The sequence below is a fragment of the Pseudoalteromonas sp. S1610 genome (assembly GCF_005887465.1).
GTDB classification, from domain to species: domain Bacteria; phylum Pseudomonadota; class Gammaproteobacteria; order Enterobacterales; family Alteromonadaceae; genus Pseudoalteromonas; species Pseudoalteromonas undina.
Genome location: NZ_PNDI01000049.1, coordinates 1 through 21,220 on the forward strand (window position 1 = coordinate 1; position 21,220 = coordinate 21,220).

The window sequence follows — 21,220 nt, forward strand, 5'->3', positions numbered from 1 at the left end:
CCCGAACCCCGAACCCCGCAATTAAGCTATTAGTTTCTCCGCAAGGTTGAGTTCCATTGTGGCTTTTAATAAACGGTATAAGTTAATTGATGCGTCTATTTCTTCTTTACGGTTGGTTAAGCTTTCAATATTTAAACCCAGTGGCACACCTAAGTGCGCACAGCTTTTTAAAATTGAATCGAGATTTTCGCGGCAAATACGCACCGATTCGCTTAATGTATTTTCCGAATCAAGCATGCGCCATTTAGTTGCCTCTGGCACTGAGATGCCTAGCCACTGCATAAACTCCAAGGTTTTTTCACCACCACAAGGCGTAAAGGTTAATATAATCCGATTAGGTGTCAGGCCTTGTGCTTTGCATGTGCGCGCGTAACTGGTTATTAAATCTATAGTTGCTTGTGCGTTGTACACGGCTTGAGAGATAAAAAACTGGCACCCTTGTGCTGTTTTTTCTATTAAGCGTTGGTGCTCGTTGCGCTTATTGGCATGGCGCTCAGCAATGGTAACGCCACCTAAAAAGAAGTCATCTGACTGCTCTGCCAATGTTTTGTAGGCATTGGGTAAGCTCAGCTTTATATCGCCCGCTGATGATGGGCTACCCACTAGCACCACGTTTTTTAAATCGTAGTCATTTTTAGTTTCATCTAACCACGCTTTAAACTCACTCACACCGCGCTGAGCTACACTTTTATAAGTAATTACATCAAGATCAGATAAGCCTCGTAAGAGTTGACTGTACTCGCGCGGATCAACTGTTTGCTTAAATGCAAATGGACGCGCTTGCTCTGTACGGCTGCTTTCATCTTGAATGTCATAAATAATTACGCCGTCATATTCAATTTCGTGTAAACGGCCTAATAACTTTTCGGCAATGACTGTTAATTGCGCTTTATCAGTCCCAATTTTTGGCGGTGTTGTGCCAATTAGGTAAACACCTTGGTTGGTGTCCTGTATTTTTTCTTGAAGTGATAAAGCCATAATCCCCATTCCAGCTTAATTTGTGATGATGGATTTAATATAGCAGCCATTTAGACGTCTAGATAGATTTATTTATTGAAAGTTTCTCAATTAACGTGAATTATTTTCATAGTTAAACCAAGTTACCAGCAATAACTGACACAGTTGTTTACATAATTAATAGGCTTAGGGCTCTTATATTTAATTACTTTACGGCATACTTAGTTTGGTAAATGTTTTAAAAATTGCTCAATTTAAAAAGGGATAACAATGAAATTTAAATTATTGGCAACTAGCCTAGCGGTATCGCTGGCCTTAACCGGTTGTGCTATGCAGCAAAGTCAAAACACGCAAACAGCAGCTCAACAAGAACAAGTTAATAAAGCAGATGAGCGTGTTTTTTCACAAGATTACCTAATAGAAGAGCTAGATAACGGCCTACGTGTGATGGTAGTTAAAACCGATTACCCAGATGTAGTATCGCTACAAATACCTGTATCTGTTGGCTCGCGTAATGAAGTGGAAGCGGGTAAAACTGGTTTTGCTCACTTTTTTGAACACATGATGTTTAAAGGCTCTGAAAAGTTTCCGCAAGATGTGTATTCAGATATTTTAAAAAATTCAGGGGTTGATAACCGCGCCTACACAACTAACGATTACACTAACTACCACTTAAATTTTTCAAAACAACACCTTGATAAAGTGCTCGAGATTGAAGCTGATATTTTTCAAAACTTAAGCTACACCGAAGAACAATTTAGAACGGAAGCGCTAACGGTTAAAGGCGAGTACTTAAAAAATAACGCCAGTCCAATTCGTAAATTATTAAGTGCGGTACGCCAAGAAGCGTTCGAAAAACATACCTATAAACACACTACAATGGGCTTTTTTGAAGACATTGAAGCTATGCCAGATCAAATGGCCTACGGTAAAGAGTTTTTTGATAAGTTTTATAAGCCTGAATATGTATCGCTTGTGATTGTTGGTGATGTTGATCCAAAAGAGACCATGGCGATGGTTAAAAAACACTGGGGTAACTGGCAAAAAGGCGACTATGTTGCTGATATTCCAAAAGAGCCAACTCAACAAGCGCCAAAATATGTGCATGAGCAAAACGAAGGATTACCTGGTCACTGGTTACTTGTGTCGTATAAAGGCGCTGCATGGGAGCCTCAGAAAAAAGACAGAGCCGCATTAGATTTACTCTCGCAGCTTTATTTTTCGAGCAATTCAGATATTTACCAAGAGCTGATAGTAGAAAAGCAAATCGCGAGTCAAATGTTTACCTATAACCCAGAGACAAAAGATCCAGGGTTACTGCATGTATTTGTAAAAGTTGAAAATGCCGATGATTTAGCCACAGTGCGTGATGCCATTAACCGTACTTATGCTAAAGCACGCACTGAGTTGGTGGATAGCCAAAAACTCAGCGATTTAAAGTCTAACCTTAAATACAGTTTTATAAATGGTTTAGATTCGTCGCAAGCAATTGCCTCTACACTTGCCAGCTATATGCATTTTGAGCGCGATCCTGAGGTAATTAATCAGCTGTATAAATCGGCAGACAATATCACTAGCGAAGATATTAGAGCCGTTGCAAATAAGTATTTTGTTGATAATGCCCGCACCACAATTACTATGTCGGCACTTGATAAAGCCCCTGGTTTTGAACAAGAAAGCGATTTAAATGCATTGGTAGCAAAATATCAGCAAGTACCGAGTAAGCCAATCTTTAAAGTGCTTGATAAAACTAATAGCTCGCCGTTAATCGATATTAACTTATTATTTAATACCGGTGCCGCTGCCGATCCGCAGGGTAAAAAAGGCGTAGCGGCTTTAACTGCCGCAATGCTGGCGCAAGGTGGCTCAACCTCAATGAGTTACAAAGATATTAAAAAGGCAATGTACCCACTGGCGGGTAGCTTTGGTTATCAAATAGATAAAGAAATGCTGTCGTTCCAAGGGCGTATTCATAAAGATAATGCTGCTCAGTGGTATGCCTTAGTGAGTGAGCAGCTGTTAAGCCCAGGCTTTAGAGAAGATGACTTTAAACGTCTGAAAAAAGAAATGATCGATGGCATTAAATCGGGTTTAAAAGCTTCTAACGACGAAGAGTTGGGTAAAGAAGTGCTCTACAGCGTGCTTTATAAAGGCCACCCTTATGAAAGCTATAACTACGGTGACTTATCAGATTTAGAAGCACTGACCCTTGATGATGTTAAAGCGTTTTATAATGCTGAACTTACACAAGCTAAACTTACTGTGGGTTTAATTGGTGCCGTGCCTGAAAAACTTAAAGCACAAATGTTAGCTGACTTGGCGACACTTCCAAAAGGCGAACAAAGCCGCTTAACAATCCCTGATGCGCCAGTGCTTGAAGGTCATCATGCAACAATTGTTGAAAAGTCAGCGCAATCAACGGCTGTATCGTTTGGCTTTCCTATTGATACCATTCGTAGCAGCGAAGACTGGACTGCATTGTGGTTAGTGCGCTCTTACTTTGGTGAGCATCGTAGTTCTAACAGTTACTTGTACGAACGTATTCGTCAAACCCGTGGTATGAACTATGGTGATTACGCCTACATTGAATACTTCCCTAGAGGTATGTTTCAAACTAAACCGGATGCAAACTTAGGGCGCTCTGAGCAAATATTCCAAGTGTGGCTGCGTCCACTGCGCTCAAACAACGATGCGCATTTTGCTACTCGTACCGCATTATTTGAGCTAGATAAGCTAATTAAAAATGGCATGACCGAGGCTGATTTTGAAGCCACGCGTAACTTTTTAATTAACTTTGTGCCGCAAATGGTTGCTAGTCAAAATCGTCAGTTAGGTTATGCGCTAGATAGCGAGTTTTATAACACCGACAGCTTTGTAAACTACGTCACAAGCAAACTGAAAACATTAAGCGTTGACGATGTAAATCGCGTGATTAAAGACAACCTACAAACTGAGAATATTCACTATGTGTTTGTTACCGGTGATGGTGAAGATATGCAAAAGCGTTTAGCAACTATGCAAACCTCGCCTATGGTGTATAACACCGATAAGCCTGCCGAGTTAGTGGCTGAAGATAAGGTAATTGCTGATTATAAATTAGCAATTCCTGCAAAAAATATTGAAGTAGTGAAAGTGGATAAAGTATTTCAATAATTTAAGTTCTTAAGTTCTTAAGTACTAAAAAATGCCCCTGTGCCGTAAGCATTGGGGCATTTTTATATTTTATTAGTTACTAACTAATAGTACTGAGGCTGCACCAAGGGCAAAACTAATAACAGAGCTAATAATCAAACCTGCAATAAAACTTTTAGATGGGCTGTTATTGGCATCATTTTGGTTGTTTTCATCAAGCTTAATAAGCTCACCTTGGCGTACTTCAAATACCGCACATAAGGCCATGGTGGTTTCTTTTGAAGCTGCACCTTCTTTTTCTACTCGTTGAATGGTTCGCAAGCTTACATCACAGGCATCGGCAAGCTGTTGTTGTGTCCAATCGAATGTGTGTCTAAGTGACTTTACCGTTGCAGGGTTTAATTGCATGTTAAAGTTTCCCTACAATTAGCTCTACGACTGTTGCTGTGGTATAGCCAAATACTGCACCACCTAATGCACAACCTAGAATAAAAAAAACCGCTTTTTTAGGATCGCTAGGAAGACTACTTTGAACTTGCTTAGCAAGCACTTCTTGATCTTTGTAAAGAGTGCATTCAAGTCGTCCTGTCAGTATATTGAGCATGTCAAACTTCACTTGGTACTGCGAGTTTTCAAAATCAAATTTGTGTGAGCTTTTTATATTAACACTGCGTCTACTGCTAACTAAGTCATCGTTAATATAGACTTCTTCTTTACCTGTAAAGTAGCTTCCAAAACAGGCTATTTGATTGTCGCCATCTTGAAAGTAAAATTTATAGCCTAATTTTTTTGTATTTAATATGTCGTTTTTCATCATCGTTATCCTTGTTGAGTTGATGATGCTAATTTAGCGTTTATTATTATTTTTTACGCCGTCAGCAGTACGCCAGTGGCTATTTTGGCACATGACACACGTGCTGTCATATGTTGTTATTTACTGATTTTTATTAACTTATTTTATTTTTGTATGAATAGCTAAATCAGCCTAGCTGTCATATGCTCTAGCTTTAAAAAAGTAATATAAACCTGAAACTTAACTGGTTATATCTAATAACCAGAACAAATAACAAAGGCATTAACACCTAGGCGGCTAAATCCGTTAGAATTAGCGGTAGGCTCTTTGTACTAACTTAAGGCATTATTATGCGTCATGAAATTTGGCAACAGCTTCGTAGCGAAGCAAATGAAGTAGTAACTCGTGAACCCCTTTTAGCGAGCCATGTGTATTCGTGTATTTTAAATCATGAGTGCTTAGGGTCGGCATTGAGTTTTATTGTTGCTAATAAACTAGCTGATGCTGTGGTTTCTGCTTTTACAATCCGTGAGTTGTTTGACCAAGCTTTTGTAAAGTGTGACCGCATGCTGACACATGTTGCTCATGATATTAAAGCAGTAAAAGATCGTGACCCTGCAGCCGAAACCTACCTTACTGTGATTTTAAACTTAAAAGGGTTTCACGCGATTCAAGCACACCGTTTAGCAAACTGCTTATGGCAGCAAAACCGTAAAGAGCTTGCACGCTTTATTCAAAGCCGTACCTCAGAGGTGTTTGGGGTTGATATTCACCCTGCCTGTAAAGTAGGCCAAGGCATTATGTTTGACCATGCCACTGGTATTGTTATTGGTGAAACCGCCGTAATTGAAGATAACGTATCTATATTACAATCGGTTACATTAGGTGGTACGGGTAACGAGCAAGGCGATCGCCACCCTAAAATCAGAGCGGGCGTACTTATTGGTGCGGGTGCTAAAGTGTTGGGTAATATTGAAGTAGGCGAGGGTGCACGTATTGGTGCTGGCTCTGTGGTACTAAGCCCTGTGCCGCCTCACACAACTGCTGTTGGCGTACCTGCAAAAATTATTGGTCGCCCTGATTGTGAGTGCCCGGCAGAAAGTATGAACCAAAACTTTTTAGAATACCCCGAGCCAGAAAACGAATCGCACACCAGTGCAATGCTTTAATTTTTGAGTACCTAGAAATGATATATAAAAGTAACCTTGTGGCTATGCTGCTCTGTTTTTCTTCAGGCGTGGCGTTAGCAAGTGGTTACTTTTTGTTTTTTAAAGATTCCACTCGTGTTTCCTCAGCGCCCAAACAAGCTGTAATCTCTTCGGCTAACACTCAAGTCAATAATCAGCCAACTACTTTGCAAGGCCTAGTGCAGGTTAATAAAGCCCAAGAGGCTGATCAACAAACTCAGCTAGCACAACATGTGGTTGAGCTTAATCAGCGGCTTGAAAAAAAATCAATCCAGCTTAAGCAGTCTCAACAACAGTTAAAGTTAAATCAATCAGAAAGTGTAGAGCTTGATGATGAGCTCGCAATACAGTTTGAACAAGAGGCTGATAATCTCGAATGGAGTTACGAGCTTGAAGTCGCGTTAACTGACTTTTTAATTATTAATGAGTTTGCAGATAGCGCTGAGCTTACAGCGCTAAAGTGTAAGCAAACAATTTGTAAGTTTGAGCTTACCATTAACCAACATGCCGTTAATTATGGAGCTAAATTATGGCGCGAGCTAAACGATAAGCTTCATCTTGAACCTTGGTGGCAGCAATTTAAACTCAGTGCATCTCAATCTAACGATGCCCGTATTGAGTTTACCGTAAGTACACAAGGCTAGCGCTTAGCAATATGGCTAAGCTTCTACCTTTGAAGTAACCTGGCCATCTACTAACTCAGTGATCAACACATCACCCACTTTTACATCTTCCACTGATTTAACCACTTTATTTTCTGCTGTTTTAGTAATGCTGTAACCGCGCGCTAATACATTAAGGGGGCTAACCGAATCAAGCCGACTCGCTTGTAAGGCAAGCTTATTATTTGCGTGTTGTAGTTGCTGCTGGATAGCTTGGTTTAGCCTTGCATGGAGTTGTGCTAACTGATAGTTTGCATTTGCTAGCTTTTTATCTGGTGATTGGCGCATTAGGCGTGGAGTTAAATTAGCTAACACGCGTTCTTGCTGGTATAAACGCTGACGCATTGCCTGTTGCAGTGCAATACTCAGCTCATCTAAGCGTTGTGATTTTTGGTTTAGCTGATTGCGCGGGTGGCATAAATTTAAGCGGTGCTGCAACTGTATGGCTAGTGCACGTTTATCGGCAATGTCGTGTTTAAATGCATTCGCTAAACGATTAATTAACTGATTAACCCTATTATGTAGCTCTTGTGTATTGGGGCTTACGAGCTCTGCGGCTGCAGAAGGAGTTGCTGCGCGTACATCAGCGACATAATCGCTAATTGTGGTATCTATTTCATGGCCAACAGCGCTCACAATGGGTAGTGCGCTTTGATAAATAGCGCGAGCAAGTTGTTCATGGTTAAAGCACCATAAATCCTCTAATGAACCACCGCCGCGCCCGAGTATAATAACGTCGACCTCATTACGTAAATTTGCCAGCTCTATTTGCTTTATTAAATGGCCATGCGCTTCTTTGCCTTGCACCATCGCAGGATAAATAACGACTTCTAATTGCGGCGCACGACGTTTTAGTACTGTTAAAATATCTTTAATTGCGGCGCCTGTAGGTGAGGTGATCACCCCTATGCGATTTATGTTTTGGGGTAGGGGTTTTTTATAAGCGGAGCTAAATAAGCCCTCTGCAGCCAAACGCATTTTTAGCGCGTCAAACTCTTGCTTAAGTTGCCCTTCGCCGGCAGGCTCCATATGTTCAACAATAAGCTGGTAGTCACCACGGGGTTCGTACAACGATACACGTGCTTTAACGGTTACTTGTGCACCGTTAATTGGTCGGTAACTTTGGTTGCGATTATTGCCTCGCCACATGGCGGCTTTAATTTGCGCTTTATCGTCTTTTAACGAAAAATACCAATGCCCAGAAGCAGGCGCAATAAAGTTAGAAATTTCACCAGTGAGCACTAAAGACGCAAAACCTTGTTCAAGTAAGGCACGTATTTCACGATTAAGGCGAGATACGGTATAAACCGTTTGCGAGGGCTTAGAAAACATAAAAACTACCAAAAAACATTTATAAATCTAGCTTATCATAAATAAATACAAAATATTATTTACTAGTGCCTACAACGCTGTTAAAATTTGGCCGCAATTCCTTATCTTAGATCCACATGTGAGAAGTTGCCAAAATGCTTAGAATCGCTAAAGAAGCTCTTACCTTTGATGACGTACTTTTAGTACCTGGTCATTCTACTGTTTTGCCACACACGGCAAATATTTCAACTCGCTTAACGCGTGGTATCAAACTTAACTTGCCGCTCATTTCAGCATCTATGGATACTGTTACAGAAGCTCGTTTAGCTATTGCCCTCGCGCAGGAAGGTGGTCTTGGTTTTATTCATAAAAACATGACCATTGCAGAACAAGCGAAAAATGTTCGTAAAGTTAAAACCTATGAAGCAGGTATTGTTTCATACCCTGTTACAGTAACCGCCGATCTGACTATTGCAGATGCTGTTGAATTGTCTCAGGAAAAGGGATTCTCAGGTTTTCCGGTCACCGATAGCGAAAATAACCTTGTAGGTATTGTAACTAGTCGTGATATGCGCTTTGAAACTAAGCTTGAACAGCCGGTTTCAACAGTGATGACGAAAAAAGAAAACCTAGTAACGGTTAAAGAGGGAACTGCTCGCGAAGATATCTTAAGCTTAATGCACGAACACCGCATTGAGAAGATTCTTGTGGTTGATGATGCGTTTAAACTTAAAGGCATGATCACCGTAAAAGATTACCAAAAAGCACAAGACAAACCAGATGCATGTAAAGACGAGCAAGGCCGTTTACGTGTAGGTGCTGCGGTAGGCGTTGGCGCAGGCACTGATGAGCGAATTGCTGCATTAGTTGAAGCCGGTGTTGATGTACTACTAATCGATACTTCTCATGGTCACTCTCAAGGTGTTATTGACCGTGTTGCAGCGACTCGTCAAGCTTACCCAGACTTACAAATTGTTGCGGGTAACGTGGCAACTGCCGAAGGTGCTATTGCCCTTGCAGATGCCGGTGTTGATGCTGTCAAAGTAGGTATCGGCCCAGGTTCTATTTGTACTACACGTATTGTTACTGGTTGTGGTGTACCACAAATAACAGCCATTTCAGATGCGGTTGAAGGCCTTAAAGGTCGCGATATTCCAGTGATTGCCGATGGCGGTATTCGTTTTTCTGGTGATATTGTAAAAGCATTGGTTGCGGGTGCATCGTGTGTAATGGTTGGCTCTATGCTCGCGGGTACTGAAGAAGCACCAGGTGAAGTTGAACTTTATCAAGGTCGCTACTACAAGTCTTACCGTGGTATGGGTAGCCTAGGTGCGATGGATCAAAAAGAAGGTTCATCAGATCGCTACTTCCAAAAATCAAACCAAGCTGACAAGTTAGTACCTGAAGGTATTGAAGGTCGTGTTGCTTATAAAGGGCCAATTGCGACAATTATTCACCAACAAGTGGGTGGTCTTCGCAGTGCAATGGGCTTAACCGGTTGTGCCACAATCGAAGAGCTAAACACTAAACCACAGTTTGTACGTGTAACTTCTGCTGGTATGGGTGAGTCGCATGTTCATGATGTGCAAATCACTAAAGAAGCACCGAACTACCGTTTAGGCTAATCAGCCTTTAACAACTTGAAATAAGTGGGCTAACCTTTGTTAGCCCTAATATAGTCACACAGCTTAAGCTGGTGGCGTTTAGCACCTGACTTTACGAGATACTTCATGAGCAAAGACATTCACGATTCACGAATCCTCATTTTAGATTTTGGTTCACAATACACGCAGTTAATCGCCCGTCGCGTGCGCGAAATTGGTGTTTATTGTGAGCTTTGGGCTTGGGATGTAACCGAAGAGCAAATTCGCGAGTTTAACCCACAAGGTATTATCCTTTCTGGTGGCCCAGAATCAACTACGCTTGAAAATAGCCCGCGTGCTCCTGAGTATGTATTTGATGCTGGCGTACCCGTACTTGGTATTTGTTACGGTATGCAAACTATGGCAACACAGCTTGGCGGCCGTGTACATAGCTCAGATAAAAAAGAATTTGGTTACGCGCAAGTTGAAAAAGTGGGTAACTGTGCATTATTTGATGCCATTGAAGATCATATTACTGATGGCGGCAATGGTGTACTAGATGTGTGGATGAGCCACGGTGATAAAGTAATGGAAATTCCAGATACTTTTAATACCACAGCTAAAACATCTACTTGCCCACATGCGGCAATGTCTAACGAAGAAAAACGCTTTTACGGCGTACAATTTCACCCAGAAGTAACGCACACACATCAAGGTCAACGTTTACTAGAGCGTTTTGCTATTGATATTTGTGGTTGTGAAAAATTATGGACGCCGGCAAAAATCATTGATGACGCCATTGAGCGTATCAAAGAAACAGTAGGCGACGACGAAGTTATTTTAGGCTTATCAGGCGGTGTAGATTCATCGGTTGTAGCTATGCTTATTCACCGTGCTATTGGTGAACGACTAACCTGTGTATTTGTTGATAACGGGCTACTTCGTTTAAACGAAGGCCAGCAAGTTATGGATATGTTTGGCAATAAGTTTGGCTTAAACATTGTTAAAGTAGATGCCGAAGATCAATTTTTAAATGACTTAGCTGGTAAATCAGACCCAGAAGATAAGCGTAAAGCCATTGGCCATACGTTTATTAACGTATTTGATGAGCAAGCTAAAAAGCTTAAAAACGCAAAATGGTTAGGCCAAGGTACAATTTACCCTGACGTAATCGAATCAGCAGCTTCAGCGACTGGTAAAGCACACGTAATTAAATCGCACCATAATGTGGGCGGCTTACCAGATGATATGCAAATGGGCTTAGTAGAGCCATTACGTGAGTTATTTAAGGATGAAGTACGTAAAATTGGTTTAGAGCTAGGTTTACCGTACGACATGCTTTACCGCCACCCATTCCCAGGGCCAGGTTTAGGTGTGCGTGTACTTGGCGAAATCAAAAAAGAGTACTGTGATTTACTTCGCCGCGCTGATGCTATTTTCATTGAAGAGCTTCACAAAGCAGAGCTTTACCATAAAGTAAGCCAAGCGTTTACTGTATTCTTACCGGTTAAGTCGGTAGGGGTTATGGGTGATGCACGTAAGTATGATTGGGTTGTTTCACTTCGTTGTGTAGAAACCATTGACTTTATGACTGCGCGTTGGTCACATTTACCGTATGAGTTCTTAGGTGTGGTTTCAAACCGTATCATTAATGAAATCGACGGTATCTCACGTGTTGTTTATGATATTTCAGGTAAACCACCTGCAACTATCGAGTGGGAATAATTGTATGCTGCAAGCCATTAATTTAATGGCTTGCTTTTTCTTATTGAGCTCAACTTTTTAATCACCATCCAACCACAAAAACACCCAGCTAAACACCTCTAAGCAAAACCTTATCAAAAAAGTCACGCTTGTAGCAGCGTAAAAATAACAATTTAAACTTTCATAGCATTAAATAAGCTCAGTAAACTGCGGTTATAGACATTGTAAAAAGAGCTGCTAAATTAAAAAACAGTTCTATACTATAAATAAAATCAAACAACTCAGGTATGAGAATATAATTTTGTCCCTATTTGCAGTTTAAGCTCTCCCGTTGCAACTAGCTAAAAATTAATAAAAAAAATGTATTAATACAGGGGAAGAGTAAAAGCGTTTTTATTGGAGAAGGGGATTGTTAAATACCATCCTAAACCTTTGATAGTTTCTTATTAGGTCGCAATTTGATATAGGGTAATGAGGGGTTTTGTGAGAACTGATGAGTCAGCGGTAAATAGGTTCGAAGAGCAAATGCAACTTTTCATCCTTTGGTTGTTGTGTGTGGGTGGATTGTTAACTGCAGCTAGCTTATTTATACTTGAGTTGCCGAATAATACATTGTCATTAATGATAATTGCTGTGTGGGAGTTATGTGCATTAAGCGCTATTACCTTTAAAAAAATTCGACAACGCTTGTTAACTCTATTGGCTATTTTGATTACCTTGGCTTTTCCCTTTATTATTTTGGTAAATGGTGTTGTCCCAGCTAGTTTAGCTCCGCTGTTTGTGGTGGTGTTAGTGCTCGTCCTAAAGGGTCAAACGCGTATTATCTGCATGTGTATCTTAAATATTACGCCATTAATGTTACTTGCCAATGGTGAGCCCCAAACCACGGCGATTGTGGTACGCGTTGTGTTTAGCACTATCGTTCTTTCCATCTTAATTTATTACCTTCTTAGTAGTTATCAAGCATTAGTCGATAAAACTCAATTGCAATTAGATACAAATGAACGAATATATGGAGTCATTGGGCATGAGTTGCGAACACCCGCTGCAACCATAAAAATGCTAATAGATATTGAGCTTGAGCAAAACTGTTCGAAAAATATTTTAGAGTTGCAGCGGTTATCCAGCCACTTACTATGTGTGTTGGATGATATGAAGACGTCCTCTAGTAGTGCTACCTTAGCTGTGTACAAGAATAATGAAACTATATCGGTTCATGATACCGTTGAACGGGCGATCGAAGGAGTAAAGCCTTTAGCCGAAAAGTATAATTTTACTATTAACTTCTCAGCAAAAAAAGCAGTTACAGAGCATCATATAGGCTCCACTAAAGCTATCTTCCAAATTATTCAGAACTTAATTAAGAATGCGATATTACATAGTGGTGGCAGCACAGTTACTGTAATGAAATCAGCCGAATCCTTAAGCCATGATAAAACCCATTATCGTATTAATGTTATTGATGATGGTAAAGGTATCGATGTTAAATTTCGAGATAAGATGTTTAATGCATTTGAACGTGGCGATACATTGAGTGAAGGTACTGGGCTGGGGCTTAATATCTGCAAGCAAATAGCTAACACTTTGGAGGATGGAGATTTAAGTTATATTAGTAGCGAAAACGGTGGCGCTAATTTTGAGTTAGTCTTTGTTTTGCATAGTGTTGATGAGCATGATGCAGTCTCAGTAAAAGTGGATGATTTCGAATTACTGCAAAACCTAAAAATACTGCTAGTCGAAGATACACCTATGCTGCGTATGATAGCCAGTAAGATCCTTACCCAAAATGGCGCGATAGTGACTGAAGCAGAGGATGGTATTATTGGTTTAAATCAGGCAAGCACAGGCGATTTTGATTTAGTCATCACGGATATCATGATGCCAAATTGTGATGGCTACGAGTTAACTGTTAGACTGCGCGAGCAAGGCTTTGTTAATCCCATTATTGGCGTAACAGGTGCCACAGTTGGCAGCGAAGCTGAACGGTTAATTGCGTGTGGTGCGAATGCGGTTTTGCCTAAGCCACTAACACTTTTGAGTATTACAGAGGAGCTGAAAAAGTTAAAAGTAAATAAAACTTAAGTGTCTACAGGCAATTACGCAATGGCAAGTTTGAAGTCATAACCGCTTTAGTTTTATTGAGTGAGCTAAGACGCTACAAGCAATTGAGACTGAATAGTATAATAGTTGTTAAAAAGTGAAAAACCATAAATTAGCATGCTAATTCGCCGTTTTGTTTATTTAAAAAGCAAACAAACCAAAAAGTTGAATTTTTACTTTACCTTTGTCAAAAGGTCTTTATAATTCATCGTCATTGCAGGGGCGTAGTTCCAATTGGTAGAACAGCGGTCTCCAAAACCGACGGTTGGGAGTTCGAATCTCTCCGCCCCTGCCATTTCTTCTTTACATCGTTTTGATTACTTCATATATTATTCAACTTACTAATTCCATCGAGTCGTTATGCATTCACGTTACGCATCTGTTTTTGGTATAGAAAAGCTTGAACTTAATCAACACTTTCGCCCAGCTCCATTAGAGCAGTCAGCTAATTCATCGTTAACACTCTGTGATACGTTAAAAGATGATATTGAGCGTGCGTTTGCGCCTGTAATAATTAACAAGATTGTTAAGTCATCAACTATTGAGTTTAATGAGCAACAATTAGGCTTGCCTGATTCTTCCCTGTCCAGTGCACAAAAACGTGCGTTATGGGCATTAATGAGTGAACACCTTGATACACTTTAAATCGGTTACCGATGAGAATACCAATGAGCTTATGGCCATTGAAACCAGCTGCCACACACATCCTTGGACATTAAAAACAATGCAATCATGTTTGCAGGGACGTTATTTTAATTTAGCGGCGTTCGATGAAGAGCAAATGATAGGTTTTTATATTGGTGAAAAAGCAGGACCCGATTTTACTCTAATGGATATTTGTGTCGCCCCAAGCTTTCAGGGACAAGGATTTGCTCAGCAGTTATTAACGCAGTTTATAGCGTATGGTGAGCAACAAAGCGCCGAAAACTTATTTTTAGAAGTACGCGAATCTAATACACGAGCTATTGCTTTGTATGAACGAGCAGGCTTTATTGAAATGTCTGTACGTAAAAATTATTACCCCAGTGACGCACCCAATAAAAACGGCTTTGAAGACGCGATTTTAATGGGCATGGCACTGGGTTTAAATTTTTAACGATTACTTATTAGCGATGGCTTGCTCTATTGCGGCAATAAGTTCTGCAACGTGTTTTTCTCTTTGTGGCATATCATTGCCTTTTAAGCTTTGTTCAACCGCTGAGGCGCTTTGGTAAATTTCATCAAAGTTAAAACAACCAGCGCTGCCTTTAATACTATGGGCAAGGGCGCGTAATGTCTCACAGTCACGGCTGTTATATAGTGCTTTTATCTGTTGTAAATAATCAGGTAAACTTGCTAAATAATTAGCATTTATTTGCTGAAACTTCTCACTCTTCAATAAGCTATCCCACTTGTTTTGGTTATCACGTTCAAGGTGTAAATAGCTGACTAATACATTTTCTAGTGCGTCTTTATCAATGGGTTTGCCCAGCGCTTTATCACAGCCTGCTTCAAGGTAAGTATCAATATCATGATTCATCACATTCGCGGTCAGAGCGATAATTGGGCCATCATAGGCCGCATCTCTGAGCATTTTAGTTGCTTCTAAGCCGCCCATAACCGGCATTTGCATATCCATGATTATAAGCTGGTAGTCGTTTACCAACGCCATTTCTACAGCTTGTGCACCATTGTTGGCTATATCGGGCTCTAATCCCCATGTTTGTAATAGCAATTTAATCAGTAACTGATTATCGGGGTTATCTTCTGCTACCAAAATATGCGCATCAAAGCTGTTGCTAGCAAAAGATAGCTGCGGATCCTTTTCTGGTGTTAGTTGAGAATGCTCGGTTAATAATAAATTGCCGCCAAGGCTATTATGCAAATGGCAATCTATATCGATGGTAAAGCAACTACCCACACCCACCTCACTGGTTACACTTACATCACCACCTAGTAACTGAGCTAAGTTTTTTGAAATACACAGCCCTAACCCCGTACCACCAAACCGACGTGTCGTTGTAGCATCGGCTTGCTCAAATGGCGTAAATAATCGTTTTATTTGGTTTGACGACATACCAATGCCGGTATCTTCAATAACAAAGGTAAGCGTTTTTGGTGCTTGGTATTTAGCGGTTATTGTAACCTGACCTTGCTCAGTGAATTTAACCGCATTACTGGCAATATTAATCAGTATTTGTTTTAAGCGAGTAATATCACTATTAATAGTATGCGGTAGCGGAAGTGCATAATTAATTGTAAATGACAGCTGCTTCTCTTGTGCTAGAGGTTTAATGATTGATTCAACATCATGAATAAGTTGTACAACATTTAACGGCGTTTGCTCAACCGCGAGTTTTTCGGCTTCAATTTTTGAAAGATCGAGAATGTTATTAATAAGCTCTAACAAATGTTTTGAGTTACGTAGAATAGTGCCTAAATGATGTTTGTCATTGGTTGGTTTTTCGCTATGCAGTAGTTGCTCTGTAAATCCCATAATGGCTGTAAGCGGAGTGCGAATTTCATGACTCATATTGGCTAAAAAGCGGCTTTTAAGCTGGTTTGCTTGTTCTGCTTGGGCGATGGCGGTTTCAAGCTTACTGTTCATCGACTCAAGCGCCTTAGTCCGACTTTCTACTTTGTCTTCTAAGTGATGCTTATATTCTTCTAGTTGCTGTTGATAATGCTTAATTTGGTTAATCATGTGATTAAAGTCGTTAAACAGTATTCCTACTTCATCTGTAGTATATGCAGGGAGTGTAACAGAGAGGTCGCCATCACCAACGCGATGACTTGCTTCACCTAATAATTCTATTGGGTTAAGCAGTAAATTACGCACCACAATAAAAATTAAGATTGGTAGGGTGATCACAGAAATAATAACAATTAGCCCGGTGATCACACTAATTGCTTTGCCTGACTGATACAATACTGCTTTTGGAATGGTCGACACATAATAGTAGCCGCCACTCATTTGGGCTGCAAAAATCAGTCGCTCTATTTTATCAACACTTGAAAGTTCAATGGTTGATAAGCTGCCTATATCCGCTAAATCGTTAATTTTATTTAGTTCATACTCGCTGACATAGTGGCCACGCATTTTATAATCGGAGCTAAATAAAATTTTACCATCGTTGGCCAGTAACAAATTTAAGGTGTTGTTATAAGGCGCTTCTAAAATGCTGGTGTTTAAAATAGAGGGGTCGACTTTAAGAATAATAAAGCCTAGCTGTTGTGGGCGTTTTAAATAATAGTCGACGCTATATATGCGCTGTACAAAGTATAAGTTGGTGGTGCCATCTTCTTTTTGCACCATAAACTGCTGCTGGCTTAAATTACTTTGTTTTACTTGATCAAAAAATGGGTAGGATTTGGGCGCTACGGTTAAATTACTGGAGTAATAGGCGTCACTTTTACCGGTTTTTGAGACTAAGTTAATACTAATAATGTCAGGGTAGGCTTCACTGTAACTGGCAAATACGTCCATTAACGCGCCAAGCCGATAGGTATAGCTGGCGTCTTCAAATAAATCTTTAGCTAAAAAGTCACTTAGTACCGGTGAAGCAGAGAGTAACTTAGCCGTTGCATGAAAAGAATCGATATAGTTGAATACTTTTTGCTGTTGTTGTTCTACAAAGCGACTCATAATCAAGTCGGCCTGCTTTTGCGTAGAGTTGGTCACATTAGTGAGCGTAAAGCCCCCTAAAAATAACAATGGCAGTATAACCAGTGGAGTTATATACCATAATAATCGAATACTTAGCTTACTGGTTTTCATTACCCAACATCAAATCCTCCATGTAATCGACCAATAATATGATTTACAGCACTATTACTCAAGCTTGGTGTTAAGTTAGTGGGCAATTTATAGCGTTATTGTTAATAATCGCTGAAAACACCAAACTTAAAAAAGATCCGTTAATAACCAACCATTGATTGTTTATAAAGCCAAGATCAGCGAAAATAGTCTTTAATTACGATTAACTTAACGGATAGCGTCACAAGAGCTAATTTGGGTTCTTGTTGGGGTATGTTGAGCTTTAGAGGTTAGCTTGTTTTTAGCCTTGAAAGCTCAGCATACTAAAATACAAATACATCCGTATATCAACTAAAAGAACCTTTTTAATGGCAGACCAAAATCTCCTTAGCGAAATTAATAAACGCCGTACCTTTGCGATCATCTCGCATCCGGATGCGGGTAAAACCACTATCACAGAAAAAGTATTGTTATTCGGACAAGCAATTCAAAAAGCTGGAACGGTAAAAGGCCGTGGCTCTAATCAGCATGCTAAGTCTGATTGGATGGAAATGGAAAAAGAGCGTGGTATTTCTGTTACTACTTCTGTAATGCAATTTCCTTATAACAATGCGTTAGTTAATTTACTTGATACCCCAGGACACGAAGACTTCTCTGAAGATACATACCGAACTTTAACCGCGGTAGATTCGTGTTTAATGGTAATTGATGCTGCTAAAGGTGTAGAAGAACGTACCCGTAAGCTAATGGAAGTAACACGCCTGCGTACCACGCCTATTGTTACCTTTATGAATAAATGTGACCGTGATATTCGCGACCCAATGGAACTACTTGACGAAGTAGAAACAGAGCTAAATATTGCCTGTGCACCTGTTACTTGGCCAATTGGCTGTGGTAAAGAGTTTAAAGGTGTTTACCATATCCATAACGAAGAGACCATTTTATATAAAACAGGTCAAGGTCACACTATTCAAGAAGTACGCAGCATTAAAGGGCTCGATAACCCTGAGCTTGACCAAGCCATTGGTGGTGAACTTGCAGCGCAGTTACGCGATGAACTAGAGCTAGTTATTGGTGCATCACACGAATTTGATTTAGATCTATTCTTAGCGGGTGAGTTATCGCCTGTGTATTTTGGTACCGCACTTGGTAACTTTGGTGTAGATCATGTTTTAGATGGGTTAACTCAGTGGGCGCCAACCCCATTACCACGTGAGACAGAAGACCGCCAAGTTGTAGCCACAGAAGAAAACTTCACTGGGTTTGTATTTAAAATTCAGGCCAACATGGATCCAAAACACCGTGACCGTATTGCCTTTATGCGTATTGTGTCGGGTAAATATAGCCAAGGCATGAAAATGAATCATGTGCGTATCGGTAAACAAGTCAGTATTTCTGATGCGGTAACCTTTATGGCGGGCGATCGTGAGCGTGCGGCTGATGCTTACGCTGGTGATATTATTGGTTTACATAACCACGGTACGATTCAAATTGGTGATACCTTTACCCAAGGCGAAAAAATTAAGTTTAGCGGTATTCCAAACTTCGCCCCTGAATTGTTCCGCCGTATTCGTCTGCGCGATCCATTAAAACAAAAACAGTTATTAAAAGGATTGGTACAGCTTTCAGAAGAGGGCGCAGTACAAGTATTCAGACCATTAATTAATAATGACTTAATTGTAGGTGCGGTAGGTGTGTTGCAGTTTGACGTGGTTGTAGCGCGTTTAAAAGCTGAATATAACGTTGATGCAATTTACGAAAGCGTTAATGTAAATACAGCCCGCTGGGTTAGCTGTGATGATGTTAAAAAGTTTGAAGAGTTTAAGCGTAAGTGCGAAAGCAACTTAGCACTCGATGGTGGCGATAATTTAACTTATATCGCACCGAGTCGTGTAAATCTTAACTTGTCGACTGAGCGTTACCCTGAAGTGACATTTAACCACACGCGTGAAAACTAACACTTAGCCACTAGAATTAACACAAAGCCTGCTTTGGCGGGCTTATAAAGGTAAATAATATAATGAATATTCGTACTATTTTAGTAGAAAAAGCCATTGCCGCTATGACCGCCGCAGGCCTGCCAGAAGATACTAACCCAGCAGTTACGCAAAGCACACGCCCACAGTTTGGTGATTACCAAATTAATGGCGCGATGGGCGCGGCTAAAAAAATGAAAAGTAACCCGCGTGAATTGGCGCAAAAAATTATTGATCAGTTAGATGTAAGCGACATTGCCGAAAAAACTGAAATTGCTGGCCCTGGTTTTATTAATATTCACTTAAAGCCAGAGTTTTTAGCACAAAGCGTACAAGCCGCTAATAACCACGCAAAACTTGCAGTAAATGAGCACGCCAAACCACAAAAAGTAGTGGTTGATTACTCATCGCCGAACCTTGCAAAAGAAATGCACGTAGGTCATTTACGCTCAACTATTATTGGTGATGCGGTAGTACGCGCACTTGAATTTAGAGGCGATACCGTTGTTCGTCAAAATCACATGGGTGATTGGGGCACACAGTTTGGTATGTTGATTGCGCATTTAGAAGATCAAATTAACCAAGGTGTTGACTTAGATACTGTTGCGCTTGCTGACTTAGAAACTTTTTACCGCGATGCTAAAAAGCGTTTTGATGACGAAGAAGGCTTTGCCGATAAAGCACGTAACTACGTAGTTAAACTGCAAAGTGGCGACGCACACTGTGAAAAACTGTGGAAACTATTTATTGCCACTTCAGTGAAGCACTCTGAGGAAGTATATAAGCGTTTAAACGTAACCCTTACGCCTGCCGACATTATGGCTGAGAGTGCTTATAACAGTGAACTTAACGATATTATAAGCTTATTAAAAGATAAAAATATTGCAGTAGAGTCGCAAGGCGCACAGGTGGTATTTTTAGATGAGCTGGCGAATAAAGACGGTGAGCCTTCAGCGTTTATCGTACAAAAATCGGGTGGCGGCTTCTTATATGCAACCACAGATTTAGCCGCGTGTGATTACCGTTCAAACAAACTAGGCGCTGAGCGTATTTTGATATTTGTTGATGCGCGCCAGAGCCTTCACTTTAATCAAGTAGAGCTTACTGCGCGTAAAGCCGGTTTGTTACGTGATGAAACCAGTTACGAGTTTTGCCCATTTGGCACCATGATGGGCGCTGATGGTAAACCATTTAAAACCCGTACAGGCGGCACGGTAAAATTAGCTGATTTACTTGAAGAGTCAATTACTCGCGCAGCAGCCAAACTCGCTGAGCGTGAATCAGATTTATCTGACGAAGATCGTAGTGAAATTGCTCGTAAAGTGGGTATTGGCGCGGTTAAATACGCAGACCTTTCTAAGCATCGTACCAGCGATTACATTTTTAACTGGGACAGCATGTTAAGTTTTGAAGGCGCAACAGCCCCTTACTTACAATATGCGTATACGCGTGTTCGCAGTATTTTCCGTAAGTCAGGTGTTGACGCTGCAAGCTTAAAGGCTGATGTGAGCATTATTGAGCCACAAGAGAAAACTCTCGCGCTTAAATTATTGCAGTTAGAAGAAGTTCTTGATCTGATGATCAATGAAGCCACACCGCACGTATTATGTGGTTACTTATACGAACTAGCTAGCCTATACATGACATTCTACGAAGCTTGCCCAGTACTTAAAGAGGGCGTAGAGCCAAGTGTTCGTGATAGCCGTTTAGTATTGTGTAATTTAGTGGCAGATACGCTGCGCACAGGATTGGATTTACTAGGTATCGAAGTCATGGAGCAAATGTAATCACCGTCGTATTTTAATCTAATACTGCGTTGTCCACTCGACTGACCCTAATCACATACAACTACGTATGCTCATAGGGATAAGTCGAGTGTCCGCCTTATCTTAGACTAAACTACTTAGGTGAGCGTCTGCTGCGTGTAGTTCGCTTTAGCTGCGTTGGTAAAACTATTTAGCCTAAGTCACATACAAAAGTAACAAGGTACTAGGAATAAATAGGCTTTAGGCACTAGGAAAGTGTGACACGTATTACAGAGCGCTTATAAACTTTTGACGAACCTAGAACCTAGAACCT

The 21,220-nt window shown here is 40.5% G+C and carries 15 protein-coding genes and 1 tRNA gene; 11 read left to right on the plus strand and 5 right to left on the minus strand.

Annotation, left to right across the window (positions count from 1 at the left end; genetic code table 11):
- Positions 1 to 21 precede the first annotated feature (21 nt).
- Complete coding sequence (locus CWB77_RS15010) at positions 22 to 978, minus strand: methylenetetrahydrofolate reductase (protein ID WP_138623424.1); 957 nt, start codon at positions 976 to 978, stop codon at positions 22 to 24.
- A 249-nt stretch (positions 979 to 1,227) separates the two neighbouring features.
- Here CWB77_RS15010 and CWB77_RS15015 point away from each other — a divergent pair, with 249 nt between their 5' ends.
- Positions 1,228 to 4,110, plus strand: a complete 2,883-nt coding sequence (locus CWB77_RS15015) for a M16 family metallopeptidase (RefSeq protein ID WP_138623426.1) — start codon at positions 1,228 to 1,230, stop codon at positions 4,108 to 4,110.
- Positions 4,111 to 4,182: 72 nt separating this feature from the next.
- Here CWB77_RS15015 and CWB77_RS15020 read toward each other — a convergent pair whose 3' ends face one another.
- Complete coding sequence (locus tag CWB77_RS15020) at positions 4,183 to 4,497, minus strand: helix-turn-helix transcriptional regulator (RefSeq protein ID WP_138623429.1); 315 nt, start codon at positions 4,495 to 4,497, stop codon at positions 4,183 to 4,185.
- A gap of 1 nt (position 4,498) precedes the next feature.
- On the minus strand, positions 4,499 to 4,906 hold the full coding sequence (locus tag CWB77_RS15025; RefSeq protein ID WP_033102840.1) for a hypothetical protein: 408 nt from the start codon (positions 4,904 to 4,906) through the stop codon (positions 4,499 to 4,501).
- A 326-nt stretch (positions 4,907 to 5,232) separates the two neighbouring features.
- Between CWB77_RS15025 and cysE the strand changes: the two genes are divergently transcribed.
- Positions 5,233 to 6,051: a serine O-acetyltransferase gene (cysE, locus tag CWB77_RS15030; RefSeq protein ID WP_010387694.1), complete on the plus strand. Its 819-nt coding sequence runs from the start codon at positions 5,233 to 5,235 to the stop codon at positions 6,049 to 6,051.
- A 17-nt stretch (positions 6,052 to 6,068) separates the two neighbouring features.
- Positions 6,069 to 6,713 carry a hypothetical protein gene (locus tag CWB77_RS15035; protein WP_128583356.1) on the plus strand — a complete coding sequence of 215 codons (645 nt, stop codon included), beginning with the start codon at positions 6,069 to 6,071 and terminating at the stop codon, positions 6,711 to 6,713.
- A gap of 15 nt (positions 6,714 to 6,728) precedes the next feature.
- On the opposite strand, the gene xseA is transcribed toward CWB77_RS15035, so the two are convergent.
- Positions 6,729 to 8,063, minus strand: a complete 1,335-nt coding sequence (xseA, locus tag CWB77_RS15040; protein ID WP_138623430.1) for an exodeoxyribonuclease VII large subunit — start codon at positions 8,061 to 8,063, stop codon at positions 6,729 to 6,731.
- A gap of 134 nt (positions 8,064 to 8,197) precedes the next feature.
- Between xseA and guaB the strand changes: the two genes are divergently transcribed.
- From guaB to rimI, 6 genes are all read left to right on the plus strand, one after another.
- Complete coding sequence (gene guaB, locus CWB77_RS15045; RefSeq protein ID WP_008110278.1) at positions 8,198 to 9,667, plus strand: IMP dehydrogenase; 1,470 nt, start codon at positions 8,198 to 8,200, stop codon at positions 9,665 to 9,667.
- A 105-nt stretch (positions 9,668 to 9,772) separates the two neighbouring features.
- Positions 9,773 to 11,350 carry a glutamine-hydrolyzing GMP synthase gene (gene guaA, locus CWB77_RS15050; protein WP_055013073.1) on the plus strand — a complete coding sequence of 526 codons (1,578 nt, stop codon included), beginning with the start codon at positions 9,773 to 9,775 and terminating at the stop codon, positions 11,348 to 11,350.
- Between the two features lie 462 nt (positions 11,351 to 11,812).
- Positions 11,813 to 13,411 carry a response regulator gene (locus CWB77_RS15055; protein ID WP_249931441.1) on the plus strand — a complete coding sequence of 533 codons (1,599 nt, stop codon included), beginning with the start codon at positions 11,813 to 11,815 and terminating at the stop codon, positions 13,409 to 13,411.
- A 236-nt stretch (positions 13,412 to 13,647) separates the two neighbouring features.
- Positions 13,648 to 13,724: transfer RNA gene (locus tag CWB77_RS15060), tRNA-Trp, on the plus strand.
- A 65-nt stretch (positions 13,725 to 13,789) separates the two neighbouring features.
- On the plus strand, positions 13,790 to 14,074 hold the full coding sequence (locus CWB77_RS15065; protein ID WP_109874210.1) for a hypothetical protein: 285 nt from the start codon (positions 13,790 to 13,792) through the stop codon (positions 14,072 to 14,074).
- The gene (gene rimI / locus CWB77_RS15070) at positions 14,061 to 14,525 is read left to right on the plus strand and encodes a ribosomal protein S18-alanine N-acetyltransferase (RefSeq protein WP_171043283.1); all 465 of its coding nucleotides are present in this window, start codon (positions 14,061 to 14,063) and stop codon (positions 14,523 to 14,525) included. Before CWB77_RS15065 ends, rimI begins: the two co-directional genes overlap by 14 nt.
- Positions 14,526 to 14,528: 3 nt before the next feature.
- Here the strand turns inward: rimI and CWB77_RS15075 are convergent, their stop codons facing one another.
- The gene (locus CWB77_RS15075) at positions 14,529 to 17,186 is read right to left on the minus strand and encodes an ATP-binding protein (protein WP_055013071.1); all 2,658 of its coding nucleotides are present in this window, start codon (positions 17,184 to 17,186) and stop codon (positions 14,529 to 14,531) included.
- Positions 17,187 to 17,533: 347 nt separating this feature from the next.
- On the opposite strand from CWB77_RS15075, the gene prfC reads away from it, so the two are divergent.
- Entirely contained in the window at positions 17,534 to 19,123 is a 1,590-nt protein-coding gene (prfC, locus tag CWB77_RS15080) for a peptide chain release factor 3 (RefSeq protein ID WP_138623432.1), read from the plus strand.
- Positions 19,124 to 19,185: 62 nt separating this feature from the next.
- Positions 19,186 to 20,928 (plus strand): arginine--tRNA ligase, encoded by a 1,743-nt coding sequence (gene argS, locus CWB77_RS15085; RefSeq protein WP_055013070.1) that lies wholly within the window; start codon positions 19,186 to 19,188, stop codon positions 20,926 to 20,928.
- Positions 20,929 to 21,220: the final 292 nt, after the last annotated feature.

What these genes read in the sequence shown, in the direction of transcription:
- CWB77_RS15010 (WP_138623424.1), bottom strand. Translation starts at nt 978, where the DNA reads ATGGCTTTATCACTTCAAGAAAAAATACAGGACACCAACCAAGGTGTT.
- CWB77_RS15015 (WP_138623426.1), top strand. Translation starts at nt 1,228, where the DNA reads ATGAAATTTAAATTATTGGCAACTAGCCTAGCGGTATCGCTGGCCTTA.
- CWB77_RS15020 (WP_138623429.1), bottom strand. Translation starts at nt 4,497, where the DNA reads ATGCAATTAAACCCTGCAACGGTAAAGTCACTTAGACACACATTCGAT.
- CWB77_RS15025 (WP_033102840.1), bottom strand. Translation starts at nt 4,906, where the DNA reads ATGATGAAAAACGACATATTAAATACAAAAAAATTAGGCTATAAATTT.
- cysE (WP_010387694.1), top strand. Translation starts at nt 5,233, where the DNA reads ATGCGTCATGAAATTTGGCAACAGCTTCGTAGCGAAGCAAATGAAGTA.
- CWB77_RS15035 (WP_128583356.1), top strand. Translation starts at nt 6,069, where the DNA reads ATGATATATAAAAGTAACCTTGTGGCTATGCTGCTCTGTTTTTCTTCA.
- xseA (WP_138623430.1), bottom strand. Translation starts at nt 8,063, where the DNA reads ATGTTTTCTAAGCCCTCGCAAACGGTTTATACCGTATCTCGCCTTAAT.
- guaB (WP_008110278.1), top strand. Translation starts at nt 8,198, where the DNA reads ATGCTTAGAATCGCTAAAGAAGCTCTTACCTTTGATGACGTACTTTTA.
- guaA (WP_055013073.1), top strand. Translation starts at nt 9,773, where the DNA reads ATGAGCAAAGACATTCACGATTCACGAATCCTCATTTTAGATTTTGGT.
- CWB77_RS15065 (WP_109874210.1), top strand. Translation starts at nt 13,790, where the DNA reads ATGCATTCACGTTACGCATCTGTTTTTGGTATAGAAAAGCTTGAACTT.
- CWB77_RS15075 (WP_055013071.1), bottom strand. Translation starts at nt 17,186, where the DNA reads ATGAAAACCAGTAAGCTAAGTATTCGATTATTATGGTATATAACTCCA.
- prfC (WP_138623432.1), top strand. Translation starts at nt 17,534, where the DNA reads ATGGCAGACCAAAATCTCCTTAGCGAAATTAATAAACGCCGTACCTTT.
- argS (WP_055013070.1), top strand. Translation starts at nt 19,186, where the DNA reads ATGAATATTCGTACTATTTTAGTAGAAAAAGCCATTGCCGCTATGACC.